The following is a 15,652-nucleotide window of genomic DNA, read 5'->3' as shown; positions in this document are numbered from 1 at the left end:
TTAAGCTCAACCCTGCGGAAAAGAGCGTACAAGCCCTTTTTCGTCAGGGGCTTTTTTTGCTTAATTTTATTTTGCCTAAGGGAAACATTCTTGTTGCAGGGACAAAGTTGTTGCCATATACTAATGTTGTGCCAGACTACAAGAAATGTTCTAATACACAAAATAAAAACCATAGGCGGTAAAAATATAAATGAAAGAAGGGATCTCATGACTGGAACAACTATTCCTTTATCAGAAGCTGCAAAGGGTAGCACGCTGCGCATCAGCGACATTGAAGTCCAAGGTGTGCTTAGAAGAAGATTACTGGACCTCGGGTTCGTAGTCGGGAATATCGTAGAGGTGTTGCGGCGTAGTCCATTAGGAGATCCTATAGCTTTTCGGGTAAGCAATACGACCATTGCATTGCGTAGAGAAGAAAGTTCTTTAATATTCGGAGAATTAATTGGAGGTGTAGAAGCATGAGTCAGTTCACCGTCGCTTTTGCAGGCAATCCTAACACTGGAAAAAGCACACTATTCAACCTGCTAACCGGCATGCGACAGCATACTGGAAACTGGGCAGGTAAAACCGTCATTACTGCCGAAGGGGAATTCAAACACAATAACCATTCATACCTCGCGGTAGATTTACCAGGAACGTACTCCCTATACTCAAATTCCGCGGATGAAGAAGCGGCTAGAGATTATATTATTTTTGAACAGCCAGATGTGACACTTGTAGTGCTTGACGCTACTTCGCTGGAACGTAATCTCAATCTTGCCTTGCAAGTGCTGGAGATTACCGGACGGGCGGTTGTCTGCATCAACCTCATTGATGAAGCACGTAAGCTGGGCATCGACATCAACCTGAAGAGTATCTCCAAACGTCTCGGCGTACCCGTCGTTGCGATATCGGCACGCAATAAAATCGGGATCGATGCCTTATTGGATCAAGTGGAGCGAGTGGCTACAGGCGCATTCACAGCGCAGCCGTTGCGCATTAGTTACAACGAAGAGATCGAACGGGGAATTGCCGAGCTTACACCATTGGTAGAGCAAACCATCGGCACCAAATATCCCGCTCGCTGGATTGCACTGCGCTTATTGGACGGTGATGACAGCCTGCTTACTTCACTCAAAGAACATATGAAAAGCAAGGATTTACCCGAAGCAAAGGAGGTCATCGGCCATGGAGTCACTGCCTATCACTAAGGGTTCTGACGCTCTAGATTCCCTATTGTCTACCGCAAAAAAGCTCGCTGACGGCGGAGCCATTCGGGATGAGATTGTCAGTGGTATATATGGCGTATCCGCAGGCATCTGCGGGGATGCAGTTACTTATCGGGATAAGAAGAAACTGAACAGCACTTATAAGCTGGATAATATCGTGACCTCCAAAATTTGGGGTTTTCCCATCATGCTCGCCATTCTCGGTGTCGTATTCTGGATTACGATTGCCGGGGCTAACTACCCTTCTAGCTGGCTCGCTACCTTCTTTGGCTTCATCGAAGGATATCTGACAGCGGGATTTGAGGCTCTCCATGCCCCAGCTTGGCTGCACGGCGTGCTTGTGCTTGGCTTGTATCGAGGCACCTCATGGGTAATCAGTGTCATGCTGCCACCAATGATGATCTTTTTCCCCGTATTCGCTCTGCTTGAGAATTTCGGGTATCTGCCACGCGTTGCTTTTAACATGGACCGACTATTCAAAAAATCAGGTGGTCATGGCAAGCAAGCTTTAACCATGTCCATGGGCTTCGGCTGTAACGCGGCCGCTATCCTCTCCACACGAATCATCGAATCGCCGCGTGAACGAATGCTGGCTATACTGACCAACAATTTTGTCCCTTGCAACGGCCGCTGGCCCACGCTGATTTTATTGTCTTCCTTATTTATGGCAGGAGCCGCTACGACAGGTGCGCTTCGTACATTCACCACTGCCTCCGTCCTAATGGGGATGGTACTAATCGGCATCATTGTTACCTTGACTGTTTCCTGGGTCATGTCCAAAACCGCGCTGCGTGGGGTTCCCACACATTACACATTGGAGCTTCCTCCCTACCGCCGTCCACAAATCTGGAAGACCATACTTATTTCCTCCAAAGATAAGTCCCTTAACGTACTTACTCGGGCTATCGTCGTTGCTGCCCCTGCCGGGATTATCACTTGGATTCTAGGCAATCTGTTTATTGGCGGCGATTCTGTACTGAATCATATGGCTGCATTCTTTGATCCGTTCGCAAATTTGCTCGGCATGGATGGCTTTATCATCATGGCCTTTATTCTTGGACTTCCTGCGAATGAAATCGTATTGCCTATCCTGCTTATGGGCTATATGTCCTCAGGCGCTATGGTTGATATCGACAGCTTAGGCAGTATTAAAGATGTCTTTCTCTCACATGGCTGGACCTGGTTGACCGCACTCAACATGATGCTGTTCTCCCTGCTCCACTATCCTTGTGGTACGACACTCGTGAACATTTACAAGGAAACAAAAAGCATGAAGTGGGCCGTTCTCTCAGCAGTCATTCCGCTGGGTATCGCCATCGGAGTAACCTTTGCTGTCGCTCAGCTTGCCCGGTTATTTGGGTGGGTGTGACGAGGGCGAGGTAGGCTTGCGATCTAAACCCAACTGACATCGTCTAACTTTAACTAACTTTATCTGACTTCAACTAGCTTCAAGTAACTTCACAACTAACTTCAACTGATTTCAACTTACATCGCAAAAATTCATCATTAACTCATTAAATTCACCTTAATCACATCACCCAAATTAACCTTGCTACACTTTGTAACACCCTACAATATCTAGAGTTCATCTTGCTTCACAGAATTCTGCCCTCCTTGAACTCATATTTAGGGAATTTCTCTCTAAAAATCGAACTTCATAAGCGCACGTTGAACTTTTTGCGGAATTTCTCCCTAATAATCGAACTTTATAAGCATACATTGAACTTTTTGCGGAATTTCTCCCTAATAATTAGCCGATTTTAGGAAAAAAGGGCAATTTCCGCAGAATTTTAGGGAGGAATTCCCCAATTATCGCTAATATTGAGTAAAACACGATAAAATCAGGGAGGATTTCCCTAATTATTGATTCTAGATGGTTCCGAGCTACAATTGAGCACTAGCACCAGCACCAGCACCAGCACCAGCACCAGCACCAGCATCAGCACCAGCATCAGCACAACCACCAGCACAACCACCAGCACCAGCACCAGCACAACCACCAGCACCAGCAGCCACCAACAAGCCCACCAGTTACTCAAGGTCATCTCAAACAAATAAGCGGTCGCTCGGATGTTATCCCGAGCGACCGCTTATTTCAGCACAACACCTTATATACTCTTACTGCCTACTTTGATCTCACCATTACATGACGTGACTCTACAGTTAGAGTCATTTTTTGCGCGTTCCATCATTTCTACGACGGTATAGAACAGCCCCAGCTATAGCTACTAGAACGATAATTATTCCACTAATCCCCACATTAACAAGAGAAAAGGAATCACTGTCCCCAGCAGAATTACCCGTTTGATCAGGCTCATTACTCCCAGCTCCTGACTCCGGTGAATTATTCGGGGTTACCTCCGGAGAAGCGGTAGGTGTCGTTGCCGAAATACCGGGCCCCAGTTCTTTCAGATCCACTGAGTCAGCGGTTAGCCGCTTAGTTCGACTGCATAAACTAGCCTCCAGATTACCAGAGTCTCCACCGTCTCTAGCATAAGCATAGACAATGTAACTTTCCCCTTCCACAAACTCAAAGCCGCAGCTTGCAGAAGATAAAGCCGTAGTCAATGTAACTTGATTCCCCTCGACCCCTTTCCAGCTGGAATCCACCTCAAAGGTTACCTTTACTGGATCAGCAGAAGAAATTATGTTCCCCTGTGACGGCTCCTTCATGTCCACTACTTTCCCGACAAAGACAGCTGTACTTTTCTCAAGAGCTTCCAGTGGCTCCGCAGGCATAACACAGGAACAGGCGTAAGTGACTGAGGGCCGCACCGTCAGCAAAGCCGTAAATATTAATAGGACACCTAGAAATATCATCATTGGACTTCGGAAATTGAACTTTCGGAAATTGATCTTTCGCACTTTGATAACCCCCTTCTTTACCTTACAGACGGAGCAAACGTGGAAAGTGTTACAGGAATTCCCAAACAAGTGATACAAGTTTATCCGGTAGCAATTCCTCTAATCTTCTTAAACTCCTCATATCCTCTTCATTAATCCCCCATACCTGCTGTACCCACTCACAAACTGTGCGCGATCCCAATCAAACGCTGTATTCCTTCGCGTAGCACCCCTTCGCTTGCAAAGGAATAACTTAGGCGAAGCCTTGACTTCATTTCCCCCAGTGGATCAAATAACTCCCCAGGAACAAAAGCGATCGACTGCGCCATACTTGAAGCAAACAGGTGATCCATCGTAAGATGCTCCGGTAGTTTCACCCATAGATTTAATCCGCCTTGCGGAGTCGTCCATTCCCAGCCAGTACCCGCCAGCTCCTCTTCTACGATTTCCTTATGCACTTGAAGCGCAATGCGCAGCTTACCGAGATGCTGTTGCAAGCGTGGGGAGGTGTAGTAATGTAGAAATATTTTTTGATTCAGCAGCGGAGTGCCATTGTCCGCGAGTGATTTGGCCGTGATTAGACGCTCCATAAATGGATATCGGCAAGCCACCGCACAGATTCGTAAGCCAGGGGCTACATATTTACTGAAGCTGCTGATATAGATCACCCACCCCTCCGTATCATAAGCAAAAAAGGGCGGCGGCGGCTCCTCATCAAAATACATATCGCGGAACGGGTCATCCTCCACCAGTAAACAGCGATAACGTTCGGCTAGTTCTACCAACAGCTTGCGTTGTTGCACAGGTACCGTGTATCCAGTTGGATTGTGATGCGTTGGATTAATGTAGAACATACGCGGCTTATGCTTTTTCATCAAAGCTTCTACTTCCTCCAGATCATATCCCTCCGGAGTGATCTCTACCGGAACCAACCGTGCCCCCTCCCGGCGAAAAATATCCATAGCAACACTATAAGTAGGCCGCTCCACAAGCACTGTATCCAGAGGACCAAGTACAACCCGGGCAATCAGATTGATCGCCTGCTGCGCACCCGAGGTAATAAGCAGTTCTTCCGAAGTTAACTGCAGCCGATGTTGCTTCCGAAAATGGTGGCTTAACGTCTCACGCAGCTCGTTATCCCCCTGGACCGAGGCATACGTTCCCATTACCTTGGGATATAGATCGAACACTTTTTTGACATAGTCAGATAGAAAAAGATTCGGCAGCAGCCCCGGATCAATCAGCGCCTGCGAGAACTGATACTTAACTGGCACTCTCTGAATATCAGACAGCGGGTTAGTGAGCGCATAAGCCGATACTGCGGCTCCTACTTCAATAGCAGGAAGCGAGATTATGGGTGCCACGTAATATCCTGATTTATCTTTTACATAAACCTTTCCATCCTCCGTCAACCGTCTGTACGCTTTGAATACGGTCAGTCGATGTACCTTAAGCTCCTCCGCCAGCAGCCGTATAGAAGGAAGCTTATCATGTGCGACCCACTCCCCTCGCTCCATGCGATTTAATAGAAATTCATAGACCTGCCGAAACAAGGGATGATTATGCTCCGCTCCTACAACTTTTTTCATCTGACCAACTCCTCTCCGAACAACCTAGTAATCATATTGTACACGATTTCTGAATTAATCTGTTCTACTCAAGGTAATCTGTTCTGTCCACTCCCCTATATGATTAACAAAATGCCAGCTTATAAATTCTTATATTTTATAAAGCACACAAAAGGGGACTTTCAAAATGATCTTATTTGCTTATGCACTTGTATGTCTGATCTTCGGCACGACCTTTCTAGCTATCAAAATCGGTGTAGATGCCGGTGCGCCTCCTTTTTTTTCAGCGGGCTTAAGATTTTTTGTCGCGGGCGCTGTTCTATTCCTATGGATGGTCTGGAAACGAAAAGCCAGCTTCTCCTTGCTGTTGCGCAAAGAAATGTTGTTCACCGGGTCTGCTCTAACCTTCGGCACCTTCGCGGGTCTCTACTGGGCTGAACAATATGTTTCTTCAGGGCTTGCAGCTGTACTCTCTGCCACTGGACCGATCATGATCCTGCTGCTCCAAACCTCTATTCTTCGGCAAAAAGCACCCGCCATCTCCCTATATGGCTGCATCATCGGCTTCACTGGCGTACTGCTGCTGGTTCTCCCCAATCTCGCCGTTGATATTTCACCACTGTGGCTCATCGGTTGCGCTGTAGTCCTAATTGGAGAGTGTTGCTATGCTGTAGGTGCGATTTACTCCAAAAAAGTAATTAACAGTATACCTGAAGTCTCACCGATCGCACTGAATGCGGCTCAAATGATGTATGGCGGTGCACTGTTATTCATTCTTTCTTTTGCCACGGAAAAAGTACATCCTGCATTTCTCTTCTCATTCGAGACAGCAGGTTCACTGCTCTATCTCACAGTTATCGGCTCCATGGTCGGCCATACCTTATTCTACTGGCTCGTAGCTAAGACCAACCCAGTGTTTCCTTCTACCTGGCTTTATATTTCTCCACCGATTGCGGTGGGTGTAGGCTTTTTCTTTTACAAGGAGTCCGTATCTTGGATTACAATTCTCGGAGTGTTCACCATCATTGCCGGAACAATCCTAGTGAATGCTGATGCTTTAAAGCAATTACTGCAAAAAAAGAAGATAAACACTGTTGCGTTAAAAAAATCAAATATATGACGTACTATATATTGCATTTATGACCACTATTGCGTATTATATAAACAAGTTAAATTAAACACAGCTAAATATGACTCATATATGAAAGGAGGATTCGCTTAACGGCGCTTCTTTTCTAAAGAGGAATGCCTTTTTTATCGGAAGTGGAGGGAATTGTGATCGAACTGACATCACGTCAAATAGAGATTATCGATATCGTTAACAAAAGAGCTCCGATTACCGGCGAACAGATTGCCGAAAGTTTGAATCTTACCCGGCCTACAATTCGCTCGGATCTGTCTGTTTTGGTTATGCTCAAATATATCGACGCCAAGCCGAAGGTCGGGTACTTCCCAGGATTGAAATCATCCAGTCGTCAGGGAAGCGGTTATCTGCTGCAGGAAACGATGGTTAAAGAAATTCAAAGTGTACCTATAGTTATCCGTGAGACCACAACTATTCAAGATGCCGTAGTTACGCTTTTTCTACAAGATGTAGGCACTCTTATTATCTGTGACGAAGAGGGTAAACTCACGGGCGTTGCTTCACGTAAGGATTTCCTAAAGGTAACCTTGGGCAACCCCGGTGCAGTCTCCATGCCCGTAAGCATGGTTATGACGCGCCAGCCCAAAGTGGTCACAACTTCACCGGATGAGCCGGTGCTTGAAGCTGCACATAAGATGATTTTTCACGAGGTAGACAGTTTGCCGGTGGTTGTTCCCAGCGCTGCTGAAGACGGCGGTACAAAACTGGATGTGGTAGGACGTTTAACAAAAACCTCCATCATCAAACTTCTCCTCGAACTTGAAGCCAAAGGATAACAGGAGGAACCCATGAGCATCGAGCAATCTTCCAACTTAATAACGATATGCTCGGATTCTATAGGAGATACGGCAGAGGCTGTCGTGCAGGCCGTTATTCACCAATTTCAGAATCAGCAGGTCACCATTAAAAGATACGGCAATATTAGGCATGAAGACGAGCTACGCAAGCTTATGGAAGAAGCAGCTCAGCATCAAGGTTTTGTCGCCTATACATTAGTGCAGCCAGAATTAAGAGAAATGATCCGCGAGGAAGCGGTACGTCTTGATTTGCGGATCGTTGATATCATGGGCCCTATGATGCAGGCCTTCATTGATACCTTCGACGATGCTCCTCAGCAGCGGCCGGGTCTTCTCCACCAGCTCGACGAGAATTATTTCCGCCGCATAGAAGCTATAGAATTCACCGTCGCCTGTGATGACGGCCGTGATCTGGGTGCCATGCTCAAAGCCGATATCGTTCTGCTGGGCATGTCCCGTACTTCAAAGACACCGCTTAGCATCTTTTTAGCCCATAGAGGAAAAAAAGTCGTTAACTATCCGATTATCCCGGAGATTGGTCCTCCACAAGAACTATTAAGCTTGCCGCCGAACCGGCTTATCGGATTAACCATGAAACCCGAGTACATGCTGAAGGTCCGCTCTGAGCGGCTTAAGGTTCTCGGATTACCGACAGGCTCCCAATATGCAAGTCTGGAGCGGATCACCGAAGAGATGGAATACGCCGCTTCATTGTTCAACAAGCTGGGCTGTCCTGTAATTGATATTACTGACAAGGCTATAGAAGAAACCGCTGGTATTATTATGGGTTATATCTAAATTTCAGTTTACAAAATATATAGAATGCACTGGAGGGAATTAGAATGGAGCGCGAACTGGCCCTTGAGATTGTACGGGTAACTGAACTAGGTGCTTTATCCTCGGCTCGTTGGATTGGGCGGGGCGATAAAAATGCGGCAGATGATGCAGCCACGACTGCGATCCGTTCCATGTTCGATTCTGTGTCCATCGACGGAACTGTTGTGATTGGTGAAGGAGAGATGGATGATGCTCCAATGCTCTATATTGGTGAGAAAGTCGGGAACCAAAAAGGTCCCTCTGTCGATGTAGCCGTCGATCCACTCGAAGGAACTGAGGTTGTTGCCTGCGGCCTGCATAATGCGCAATCTGTTATTGCTATAGCAGATAAAGGCAGCCTGCTGCATGCCCCGGACATTTATATGGAGAAGTTAGCCTGCGGACCCGAGCTTGCCGGTAAGCTTAGACTCGAGGACCCTGTAGAGATCACTCTGCAAAAAGCCTGCCATTACACTGGCAAATCCCTCTCCGAGTTAACCGTAATGGTGCTGGATCGCAAACGGCATGAGCAGCTGATTAATAGCCTGCGTGAAGCCGGGGTACGAATTAAGCTGCTTGGTCACGGAGATGTCGCTGGCGCTATTGCGGCTGCACTACCAGACAGCGATGTCGATTTATATATGGGTTCCGGTGGAGCACCGGAAGGTGTTCTTGCTGCCGCTGCACTGAAATGCCTTGGTGGTGAAATGCAGGGCAGATTGCTCCCGGATGGACCCATAGAGCTGCAGCGCTGTGTACGCATGGGAATTGCCAATCCAACGCGAGTGCTATACATGGAAGACATGGTTGGCACGGGCGACGTCCTCTTTGCCGCCACGGGTGTAACGTCAGGTGAATTCCTGAACGGTGTCCGTTTTATCGGCAAAGAACGCGCGGAGACACATTCGGTAATCATGCGGGCACAGAGCCGGACAATCCGCTATATCCGCAGCATTCATTTCCTGCCAGGAAAAGAAATACCGGCTGCGCAGACCGTTAGACAAAATGCTGTGTCTCTATAAAACCACAAAAAACAGGCTATCTCACTAGCAGTATCCTTTGCTAGTGAGATAGCCTGTTTTGTTTTTTTACACTGAATGCTAATTGCTTCTTATTTATTTCCAATACGCTCACTCGCTAATGGATCTATATTAGCAACTTTCTCAAAGCGTTCTGCGTTCAGGCTGTTATACTTTGTGAAGATTTGTTTCACTTCTTGCTCCTTCTGCTCGCCTTCCACATCCACCATTACTAGAATATGACCTTCATCCACGTAGTTATCGTAGCTTTCTGCTTCCTCTTCAGGGATACCAAGGCCAATAAGTCCGCCGACTAAACCGCCACTGCCTGCGCCTATCGCCGCTCCGGCTAGTGTTGCCGCAAGAGGTCCGGCTGCAATAATAGGTCCAATACCAGGAATAGCCAAAGCGCCAATTCCCATCAGCAGCCCCGTTACTCCACCCAGCAGACCACCAGTAGCTGCACCTGTAGCCATACCTTCCGGGGCCACGGTTCCCGACTCGTCTCTAAGCGTTTCCTCATCCGCTTTATTTCTCGCGATAATCGAAATATCCTCTGTCCTACAGCCCTGACGCTTCAACTCCTCAATAGCTCGCGAAGCTTCGTATTCGGCAGCAAAGACACCCACTATTCTCTTATTCATCTCCATTACCTCCTATTGATGTAGTTAGCTCATACGTTCAGCTTCATAGCTTACTTAACCAAACTGGACAAGGATAAACTACGATATTTAAATTCGCAACAATTCCGAGTTCATATTCCTTCTAAAATATGCTGTATAATAAAAGTAAGCGGGTACAACTACCCTAGATCAACTCTATAAAAGAAAGAGAAGGAATCATCCATGGCGATATTTAACTATAATTCTGAGCGTCCCTTCCGAGGCAATCCCGACTTGCATCTCCATTACTGGGGGCGGGAGCAGTGTCTTCCCGGGCATTTTTTTGGGCCTGGGGTTCGTGACGTATATAAGATACATTTTATCCATGCAGGAACAGGTGAAGTTACTGTGGGTGAACAGACCCATTATCTTAAACCAGGACAAGCTTTTCTCACCTATCCGCATATCGTAACTGCCTACACAGCAGACATAGCAAATCCATGGACCTATTCTTGGGTAGCTTTTACCGGGGAGCAGGTTGATTATATTTTGGCCAAAACCGCCTTGTCACCTGAGCACCCGATCTTTCCAATGGATGAACAGCTTATGCCGAAACTATACGAGCTCCTGACACAAGCAGCTGAAGCTTCGGACAGCCTGGATCTACCTCTAAAAGCAATTATGTATGAGTTCTTTTCTCTGTTACTTCGAGCGGTGCCAGCAGTTCCAGATGTACTTCCTTTACCACGTCAAAAAAGTATTTACGTCGAGCAATGCCTGCACTTTTTGCATACACATTATTGTGAAAATATTTCGGTTGAGATGATGTCCTCTTCGCTCAAGCTGGATCGCAAATATTTATCCTCCTTGTTCAAACGGACAATAGGTATGCCACCACAGCAGTATCTATTAAATTTCCGCATCGCTAAGGCGTGCGAGCTGCTGACAGAGACCCTATGCACGATTGGTGAAATCTCACGTTCTGTAGGCTATCAGGACCCCTTACTCTTTTCGCGGATGTTCAAGAAGGTGAAAGGTTGTTCGCCAAAAGAATACCGTAGCCGTCATCTCGAAAATGACATTGTACTATAAACTCCTTCCTTGCTGACATACGTTTGTCCGCGATCTTTCGCTACAATAAGGACGTAACTTACTAAGTAATAAGTGTTTATAGGAGGAATAAATCATGTATAACGCAAGCGCTACCAGATATGACAATATGAAATATAATCGCACCGGAAAGAGCGGTCTACTCCTGCCAGCGATCTCGCTTGGTCTATGGCATAACTTTGGCGGCAACGACTTATTTGAGAATGGCCGCGCCATGGTAAGAAGAGCTTTTGATCTTGGAATCACTCATTTTGACCTTGCCAATAATTACGGTCCACCCGCAGGCTCCGCCGAAGAAAGCTTTGGCCAAATTCTTAAAAAGGATCTGACCCCTTATCGTGATGAGATGGTTATCTCGACTAAAGCTGGATATTATATGTGGGCTGGTCCTTATGGTGAATGGGGCTCCAAAAAATATCTCGTCTCCAGCCTAGATCAAAGCTTAAAACGTATGGGACTGGATTATGTTGATATTTTTTATCACCACCGCCCAGATCCAAATACACCACTGGAAGAAACCATGGCTGCGCTGGACCTCGTGGTACGCCAAGGTAAAGCGCTGTATGTCGGGATTTCGAATTACGGACCTGAACAAACACGCGAAGCGGCACAAATTCTGCGTCGACTTGGCACGCCATGCCTGATTCATCAGCCAAACTATTCCATGATGTCCCGCTGGATTGAAGATGGCTTGCAGGATGTATTGTCTGAAGAAGGCATCGGCTCCATTGTGTTCTCCCCGCTACAAGGTGGCATACTGACCGATCGCTATCTAAACGGAATCGCTCCTGATTCCCGTGCCGCTGGCCCAAGTGTATTCCTGTCTGAGAATGCCATTACCGAAGAGGCGATCGGCAAGGTTCGCAAACTGAACGAGATTGCTGCCGCACGTGGACAAAAAATGTCTCAGCTAGCTTTATCTTGGGTACTCCGTGGAGGCAAAGTAACTTCTGCATTGATCGGCGCAAGTAAGGTAAGCCAGATTGAAGATGCCGTCGCTTCCTTAAATGCCCCAGAGCTTAGCGCTGAAGAGCTAGAGCAAATTGAGGCGATTCTGCGGGGATAAAGCTTAGTTATAACAAGACAAAGACCAATGAGGTCAGGCAGCTTAAAGCTGCTCTGGCATTTCATTGGTCTTCTTTTTTATAGATTAGAGTTCTATTTGCTCACCCAAATATCTGCGTGATGTACACCATGATCAATAATCCAAAAATAAACGAATACGTCGAAGGACGCTCATAACCATGGCCATGACTCTCCGGAATCAGCTCCTTGTAGACGATAAAGAGCATAGCTCCGGCTGCAAAAGCGAGACCATAACCCACAACATTATGCAGGTAACTGGCAGTAAAATACCCGATCACCGCAGATACCATCTCCATCAAACCGGTAAGCGTAACGATTCCTAAGGCTTTTAGCTTGCTTGTTCGCGAATTCATTAGAAAGACTGCAAGAATCAAACCTTCCGGCATATTCTGTGCGCCAATGGCAATCGCCACGGTAGGACCTAAACTGGCCTGTTCGCTGGCATAACTGAAACCTGTACTGAGGCCTTCTGGTATGTTGTGGATGAACAGCGCAATCATAACAAGCAGCGCTTTTGAATCCATATTGGTATAACCGGGCTTATTCTCCACATCGATATGTGGGATGTTATTTTCAATTAAATCAAGCAGCAGCACTCCGGTAATCAAGCCCAAGGTTAAAGCGATAATCCCCGATTCTTTGATCGATTGCGGCATGAGTCCAAACGTGGAGGCGGACACCATAATCCCCGCAGTGAAGGCTACGAGGATATCTTTCCACTTCTCGGATAACCTCTTCACGAACAGGATCGGAAATGCTCCAAGAACGGTAGCCATTGCCGATACAAAGCTGCCAATAAGCGCAGATTCCAAACCTTCAACTCCTTTGGTACAAGTCGGATAGACCAACATATGTTTCAGAAAAAATAATTATTACTTTTTCATACATTTTCGAATGGTCCAATATAGTATGGATCATATCATAAAAGACCTCCCCTAGGTTCGGTTCATACCCTAAGGAGGTCTTTGTCTCACATATCATTATCCAACTCGGTTACACCAGCTTCTTCCGGATCTTGCCGGAAATCAAATCAATAATTGTGATCATCGCAATGATACCTAGCAGTATAATCCCCACGCGGTCCCAATTCCGTGAACTGAGCGCGAAGATTAACGGTGTGCCGATCCCCCCTGCTCCAATCACACCTAAAATCGTAGCCGAACGAACGTTAATTTCGAATCTATATAAGGTATAGGATAAGAATCCCGGCAGCACCTGCGGTAACACCGCAAACCACAATACCTGCATGCGGCTGGCACCAGAAGAAATTAAAGCTTCGAGTGGACCGTTGTCGATATTCTCAATCTCATCCGCGAACAATTTGCCGAGCATGCCCACCGAATGTAGTCCCAGAGCTAGCACACCTGCAAAAGAACCCGGTCCAACAGCCTTGATGAATAACAAAGCCATAATAATCTCAGGGAAGGTTCGTATAAAGCTCAACATCAGCTTGCCGGAACCTGAAATTACCTTTCCCTTGCTCATGTTAACTGCAGCCCAAAATGCAAAAGGAATACATAAAAAGGTCGAGATAAAAGTGCCTAGGATTGAAATAGCTAACGTCTCGAGCAATCCCCGCAGGAGATCCTCCCCATCTGGTAAATAAACGAAGGCCCAGTCAGGTGAGAATATCCCGGCAAAAATTGCTTTAGTAATGATCCCGGCGGTTTCTTTGAATCCATTAAACGGCACTCCCGAAAAAGCCCAAATATATAACGCGGCTAGGGCTACATAAATCAGCCAACGAAAACGATTTTTACGGGGTTTAGGGACAAGGGTATTCCATGATTTACTCATATTAATTTCTCCCGCAGCTTAGTGCTCACATAATCAATAATCAGTACTACTGCTAATGTGAACAAGATGATGGTGCAAGTCTTATCGTATTCCAAAAAGCCTAGGGTGACTTCATAATAGTGGCCGATCCCACCCGCTCCTACCAGACCTAAAACCGCCGCAGCACGAACATTAATCTCGAAGGCATATAGGACATAAGACATAAAATGAGCCTGTACCTGTGGAATGACTCCGAACATAATGCGTTGAATCTTATTAGCCCCCACTGAAGTCATTGCTTCCAAAGGTCCTTGATCAATCGTCTCCATCGTTTCATAGGTAAGCTTGGCGATCAGCCCCAACGAAAATATCGTCAAAGCAAATATCCCAGGAAGCGCACCGAGGCCGAAAATAGCCACAAAGATAGAAGCCAACAGCAGATCGGGAATCGTGCGGATCAGGTTCAGCAGCATACGGACCGGATAATGAAGCCAACGGCTTTGCGTAATATTGCTTGCACACAACAGCGCAACCGGAACCGCAAGAATGGCACCAAACGTTGTGCCAACCAGCGCCATCCGGATCGTCTCCAGCATCGCATCTATAATGTTGTCAAAATACCCCCAGTTCGGGGGAAACATTTCCTTAAGCAAATCAAGCATATTCGGCAGACCGGAAATCAGCTCTCCGAAGGATGAATCGGTTAAGACAGCACTTCTCCACAGTAATACTACTAATATAATGGCTGTAAAATAATGTTTTATCTTTCTTGGCGGTTTGGGATGTAGCTTCTCTGCATTCACACTCATCTCACACGCCTCCGAGTACAGGCTCACCCAACAACTCATCCTGATGAATCGGTCTGCCGTAAATCTCCGCAAACCTCTCATCGGTTGCCTCTGATACAGGACCATCGAAGACAACCTCTCCTGCCCGGAGCCCGATAATCCGGGTAGCGTATTCTCTAGCCAGATCAATAAAATGCAAATTCACAATGGTCGTAATCCCGAGTTCCATATTAATCTTCTTTAGATCATCCATAACCTGCTTGGTTGTGAGCGGATCTAGTGAAGCTACAGGTTCATCTGCGAGGATAATCTGTGCCTCCTGCGCAAGAACACGGGCAATAGCTACACGTTGCTGCTGACCTCCAGATAGCTGATCTGCACGTGTATAGGCCTTCTCGGCGATATTTACCCGATCAAGGGATTCGAAGGCTAAATCGATATCCTTTTGTGGGAATCTGCCAAGTATCGTCCGCAGTGTGGAATGATAGCCCACCCGTCCTGCCAAAACATTACGAAGCACAGTCGTACGTTTCACTAAGTTGAAGCTTTGGAAGATCATTCCGATATTCCTACGGATCATTCGTAGCCGGCTTCCTTTTGCATTCGTAATGGACTGCCCGTTAATAAGAATATTACCTTCGGAAATATCATGAAGCCGGTTAATGGAACGCAGCAAGGTCGACTTCCCTGCTCCCGAAAGACCAACAATAGCTACAAATTCTCCGGCTGGAATGGTCAGGTTAATGTTGTTTAATCCTTTGGTTCCGTTTAGATACGTTTTGGATACATTACGAAGCTCTATCATGAAATCATCCCTTTATGTGTTTTCGTATATTCGTATAAAAGAGATAGCCAGATCCGGGGGGGAATCCGGAGCTGGCTATCCTTAATGCC

General features: G+C 46.6%; 17 protein-coding genes. 9 read left to right on the top strand and 8 right to left on the bottom strand.

The genetic code is table 11. The features are described from left to right. Positions 1 to 207 precede the first annotated feature (207 nt). From NSQ66_RS05145 to NSQ66_RS05135, 3 genes are read left to right on the top strand one after another with little or no spacing between them, the layout of a single operon-like run. On the top strand, positions 208 to 462 hold the full coding sequence (locus tag NSQ66_RS05145) for a FeoA family protein (RefSeq protein WP_036679839.1): 255 nt from the start codon (positions 208 to 210) through the stop codon (positions 460 to 462). Next, positions 459 to 1,190 (top strand): FeoB small GTPase domain-containing protein, encoded by a 732-nt coding sequence (locus tag NSQ66_RS05140; protein ID WP_038568974.1) that lies wholly within the window; start codon positions 459 to 461, stop codon positions 1,188 to 1,190. Before NSQ66_RS05145 ends, NSQ66_RS05140 begins: the two co-directional genes overlap by 4 nt. Continuing rightward, positions 1,168 to 2,577, top strand: a complete 1,410-nt coding sequence (locus NSQ66_RS05135) for a nucleoside recognition domain-containing protein (protein ID WP_076141940.1) — start codon at positions 1,168 to 1,170, stop codon at positions 2,575 to 2,577. Before NSQ66_RS05140 ends, NSQ66_RS05135 begins: the two co-directional genes overlap by 23 nt. A 487-nt stretch (positions 2,578 to 3,064) precedes the next feature. Here NSQ66_RS05135 and NSQ66_RS05130 read toward each other — a convergent pair whose 3' ends face one another. The 3 genes from NSQ66_RS05130 to NSQ66_RS05120 all read right to left on the bottom strand — a co-directional run bounded on the left by NSQ66_RS05130 (position 3,065) and on the right by NSQ66_RS05120 (position 5,641). Continuing rightward, positions 3,065 to 3,262: a membrane or secreted protein gene (locus tag NSQ66_RS05130; RefSeq protein WP_170914276.1), complete on the bottom strand. Its 198-nt coding sequence runs from the start codon at positions 3,260 to 3,262 to the stop codon at positions 3,065 to 3,067. A 115-nt stretch (positions 3,263 to 3,377) separates the two neighbouring features. Next, positions 3,378 to 4,073: a hypothetical protein gene (locus NSQ66_RS05125; protein ID WP_081388109.1), complete on the bottom strand. Its 696-nt coding sequence runs from the start codon at positions 4,071 to 4,073 to the stop codon at positions 3,378 to 3,380. A 158-nt stretch (positions 4,074 to 4,231) separates the two neighbouring features. Beyond that, on the bottom strand, positions 4,232 to 5,641 hold the full coding sequence (locus NSQ66_RS05120; RefSeq protein ID WP_038568972.1) for a PLP-dependent aminotransferase family protein: 1,410 nt from the start codon (positions 5,639 to 5,641) through the stop codon (positions 4,232 to 4,234). Positions 5,642 to 5,807: 166 nt separating this feature from the next. Here NSQ66_RS05120 and NSQ66_RS05115 point away from each other — a divergent pair, with 166 nt between their 5' ends. The 4 genes from NSQ66_RS05115 (at position 5,808) to glpX (ending at position 9,399) form a co-directional block, all read left to right on the top strand. Next, the gene (locus NSQ66_RS05115; protein WP_038568971.1) at positions 5,808 to 6,740 is read left to right on the top strand and encodes an EamA family transporter; all 933 of its coding nucleotides are present in this window, start codon (positions 5,808 to 5,810) and stop codon (positions 6,738 to 6,740) included. A 125-nt stretch (positions 6,741 to 6,865) separates the two neighbouring features. Further along, positions 6,866 to 7,540 carry a helix-turn-helix transcriptional regulator gene (locus NSQ66_RS05110; RefSeq protein WP_051490920.1) on the top strand — a complete coding sequence of 225 codons (675 nt, stop codon included), beginning with the start codon at positions 6,866 to 6,868 and terminating at the stop codon, positions 7,538 to 7,540. An 18-nt stretch (positions 7,541 to 7,558) separates the two neighbouring features. Continuing rightward, positions 7,559 to 8,359, top strand: coding sequence for a pyruvate, water dikinase regulatory protein (locus NSQ66_RS05105; protein ID WP_080742671.1), 801 nt, complete (start codon positions 7,559 to 7,561; stop codon positions 8,357 to 8,359). A 44-nt stretch (positions 8,360 to 8,403) separates the two neighbouring features. After that, complete coding sequence (gene glpX / locus NSQ66_RS05100; protein ID WP_036676445.1) at positions 8,404 to 9,399, top strand: class II fructose-bisphosphatase; 996 nt, start codon at positions 8,404 to 8,406, stop codon at positions 9,397 to 9,399. 89 nt (positions 9,400 to 9,488) lie between these two features. On the opposite strand, the gene NSQ66_RS05095 is transcribed toward glpX, so the two are convergent. Continuing rightward, positions 9,489 to 10,040, bottom strand: coding sequence for a general stress protein (locus NSQ66_RS05095; RefSeq protein WP_076100480.1), 552 nt, complete (start codon positions 10,038 to 10,040; stop codon positions 9,489 to 9,491). 201 nt (positions 10,041 to 10,241) lie between these two features. Here NSQ66_RS05095 and NSQ66_RS05090 point away from each other — a divergent pair, with 201 nt between their 5' ends. Both NSQ66_RS05090 and NSQ66_RS05085 read left to right on the top strand, forming a co-directional pair. Beyond that, positions 10,242 to 11,090, top strand: a complete 849-nt coding sequence (locus NSQ66_RS05090) for an AraC family transcriptional regulator (RefSeq protein ID WP_036676452.1) — start codon at positions 10,242 to 10,244, stop codon at positions 11,088 to 11,090. A 91-nt stretch (positions 11,091 to 11,181) separates the two neighbouring features. Continuing rightward, positions 11,182 to 12,174, top strand: a complete 993-nt coding sequence (locus NSQ66_RS05085; protein WP_036676471.1) for an aldo/keto reductase — start codon at positions 11,182 to 11,184, stop codon at positions 12,172 to 12,174. Positions 12,175 to 12,274: 100 nt separating this feature from the next. On the opposite strand, the gene NSQ66_RS05080 is transcribed toward NSQ66_RS05085, so the two are convergent. The 4 genes from NSQ66_RS05080 to phnC form a co-directional block, all read right to left on the bottom strand. Continuing rightward, positions 12,275 to 13,006: a ZIP family metal transporter gene (locus tag NSQ66_RS05080; protein ID WP_036676473.1), complete on the bottom strand. Its 732-nt coding sequence runs from the start codon at positions 13,004 to 13,006 to the stop codon at positions 12,275 to 12,277. 181 nt (positions 13,007 to 13,187) lie between these two features. Then, positions 13,188 to 13,991: a phosphonate ABC transporter, permease protein PhnE gene (gene phnE / locus NSQ66_RS05075; RefSeq protein ID WP_036676480.1), complete on the bottom strand. Its 804-nt coding sequence runs from the start codon at positions 13,989 to 13,991 to the stop codon at positions 13,188 to 13,190. After that, positions 13,988 to 14,779: a phosphonate ABC transporter, permease protein PhnE gene (gene phnE, locus NSQ66_RS05070; RefSeq protein ID WP_036676482.1), complete on the bottom strand. Its 792-nt coding sequence runs from the start codon at positions 14,777 to 14,779 to the stop codon at positions 13,988 to 13,990. The genes phnE (NSQ66_RS05075) and phnE (NSQ66_RS05070) overlap by 4 nt, the downstream gene beginning before the upstream one ends. Position 14,780: 1 nt before the next feature. Continuing rightward, positions 14,781 to 15,563: a phosphonate ABC transporter ATP-binding protein gene (gene phnC / locus NSQ66_RS05065; protein ID WP_038568965.1), complete on the bottom strand. Its 783-nt coding sequence runs from the start codon at positions 15,561 to 15,563 to the stop codon at positions 14,781 to 14,783. Positions 15,564 to 15,652: the final 89 nt, after the last annotated feature.

It is taken from the genome of Paenibacillus sp. FSL H3-0329 (genome assembly GCF_037963285.1).
GTDB lineage: Bacteria > Bacillota > Bacilli > Paenibacillales > Paenibacillaceae > Paenibacillus_AQ > Paenibacillus_AQ odorifer.
The sequence above is the reverse complement of the archived record's forward strand: the minus strand, read 5'-3'. Positions and strand labels throughout refer to the sequence as shown.

What these genes read in the sequence shown, in the direction of transcription:
- NSQ66_RS05145 (WP_036679839.1), top strand. Translation starts at nt 208, where the DNA reads ATGACTGGAACAACTATTCCTTTATCAGAAGCTGCAAAGGGTAGCACG.
- NSQ66_RS05140 (WP_038568974.1), top strand. Translation starts at nt 459, where the DNA reads ATGAGTCAGTTCACCGTCGCTTTTGCAGGCAATCCTAACACTGGAAAA.
- NSQ66_RS05135 (WP_076141940.1), top strand. Translation starts at nt 1,168, where the DNA reads ATGGAGTCACTGCCTATCACTAAGGGTTCTGACGCTCTAGATTCCCTA.
- NSQ66_RS05120 (WP_038568972.1), bottom strand. Translation starts at nt 5,641, where the DNA reads ATGAAAAAAGTTGTAGGAGCGGAGCATAATCATCCCTTGTTTCGGCAG.
- NSQ66_RS05115 (WP_038568971.1), top strand. Translation starts at nt 5,808, where the DNA reads ATGATCTTATTTGCTTATGCACTTGTATGTCTGATCTTCGGCACGACC.
- NSQ66_RS05110 (WP_051490920.1), top strand. Translation starts at nt 6,866, where the DNA reads ATGCCTTTTTTATCGGAAGTGGAGGGAATTGTGATCGAACTGACATCA.
- glpX (WP_036676445.1), top strand. Translation starts at nt 8,404, where the DNA reads ATGGAGCGCGAACTGGCCCTTGAGATTGTACGGGTAACTGAACTAGGT.
- NSQ66_RS05095 (WP_076100480.1), bottom strand. Translation starts at nt 10,040, where the DNA reads ATGAATAAGAGAATAGTGGGTGTCTTTGCTGCCGAATACGAAGCTTCG.
- NSQ66_RS05090 (WP_036676452.1), top strand. Translation starts at nt 10,242, where the DNA reads ATGGCGATATTTAACTATAATTCTGAGCGTCCCTTCCGAGGCAATCCC.
- phnE (WP_036676480.1), bottom strand. Translation starts at nt 13,991, where the DNA reads ATGAGTAAATCATGGAATACCCTTGTCCCTAAACCCCGTAAAAATCGT.
- phnE (WP_036676482.1), bottom strand. Translation starts at nt 14,779, where the DNA reads ATGAGTGTGAATGCAGAGAAGCTACATCCCAAACCGCCAAGAAAGATA.
- phnC (WP_038568965.1), bottom strand. Translation starts at nt 15,563, where the DNA reads ATGATAGAGCTTCGTAATGTATCCAAAACGTATCTAAACGGAACCAAA.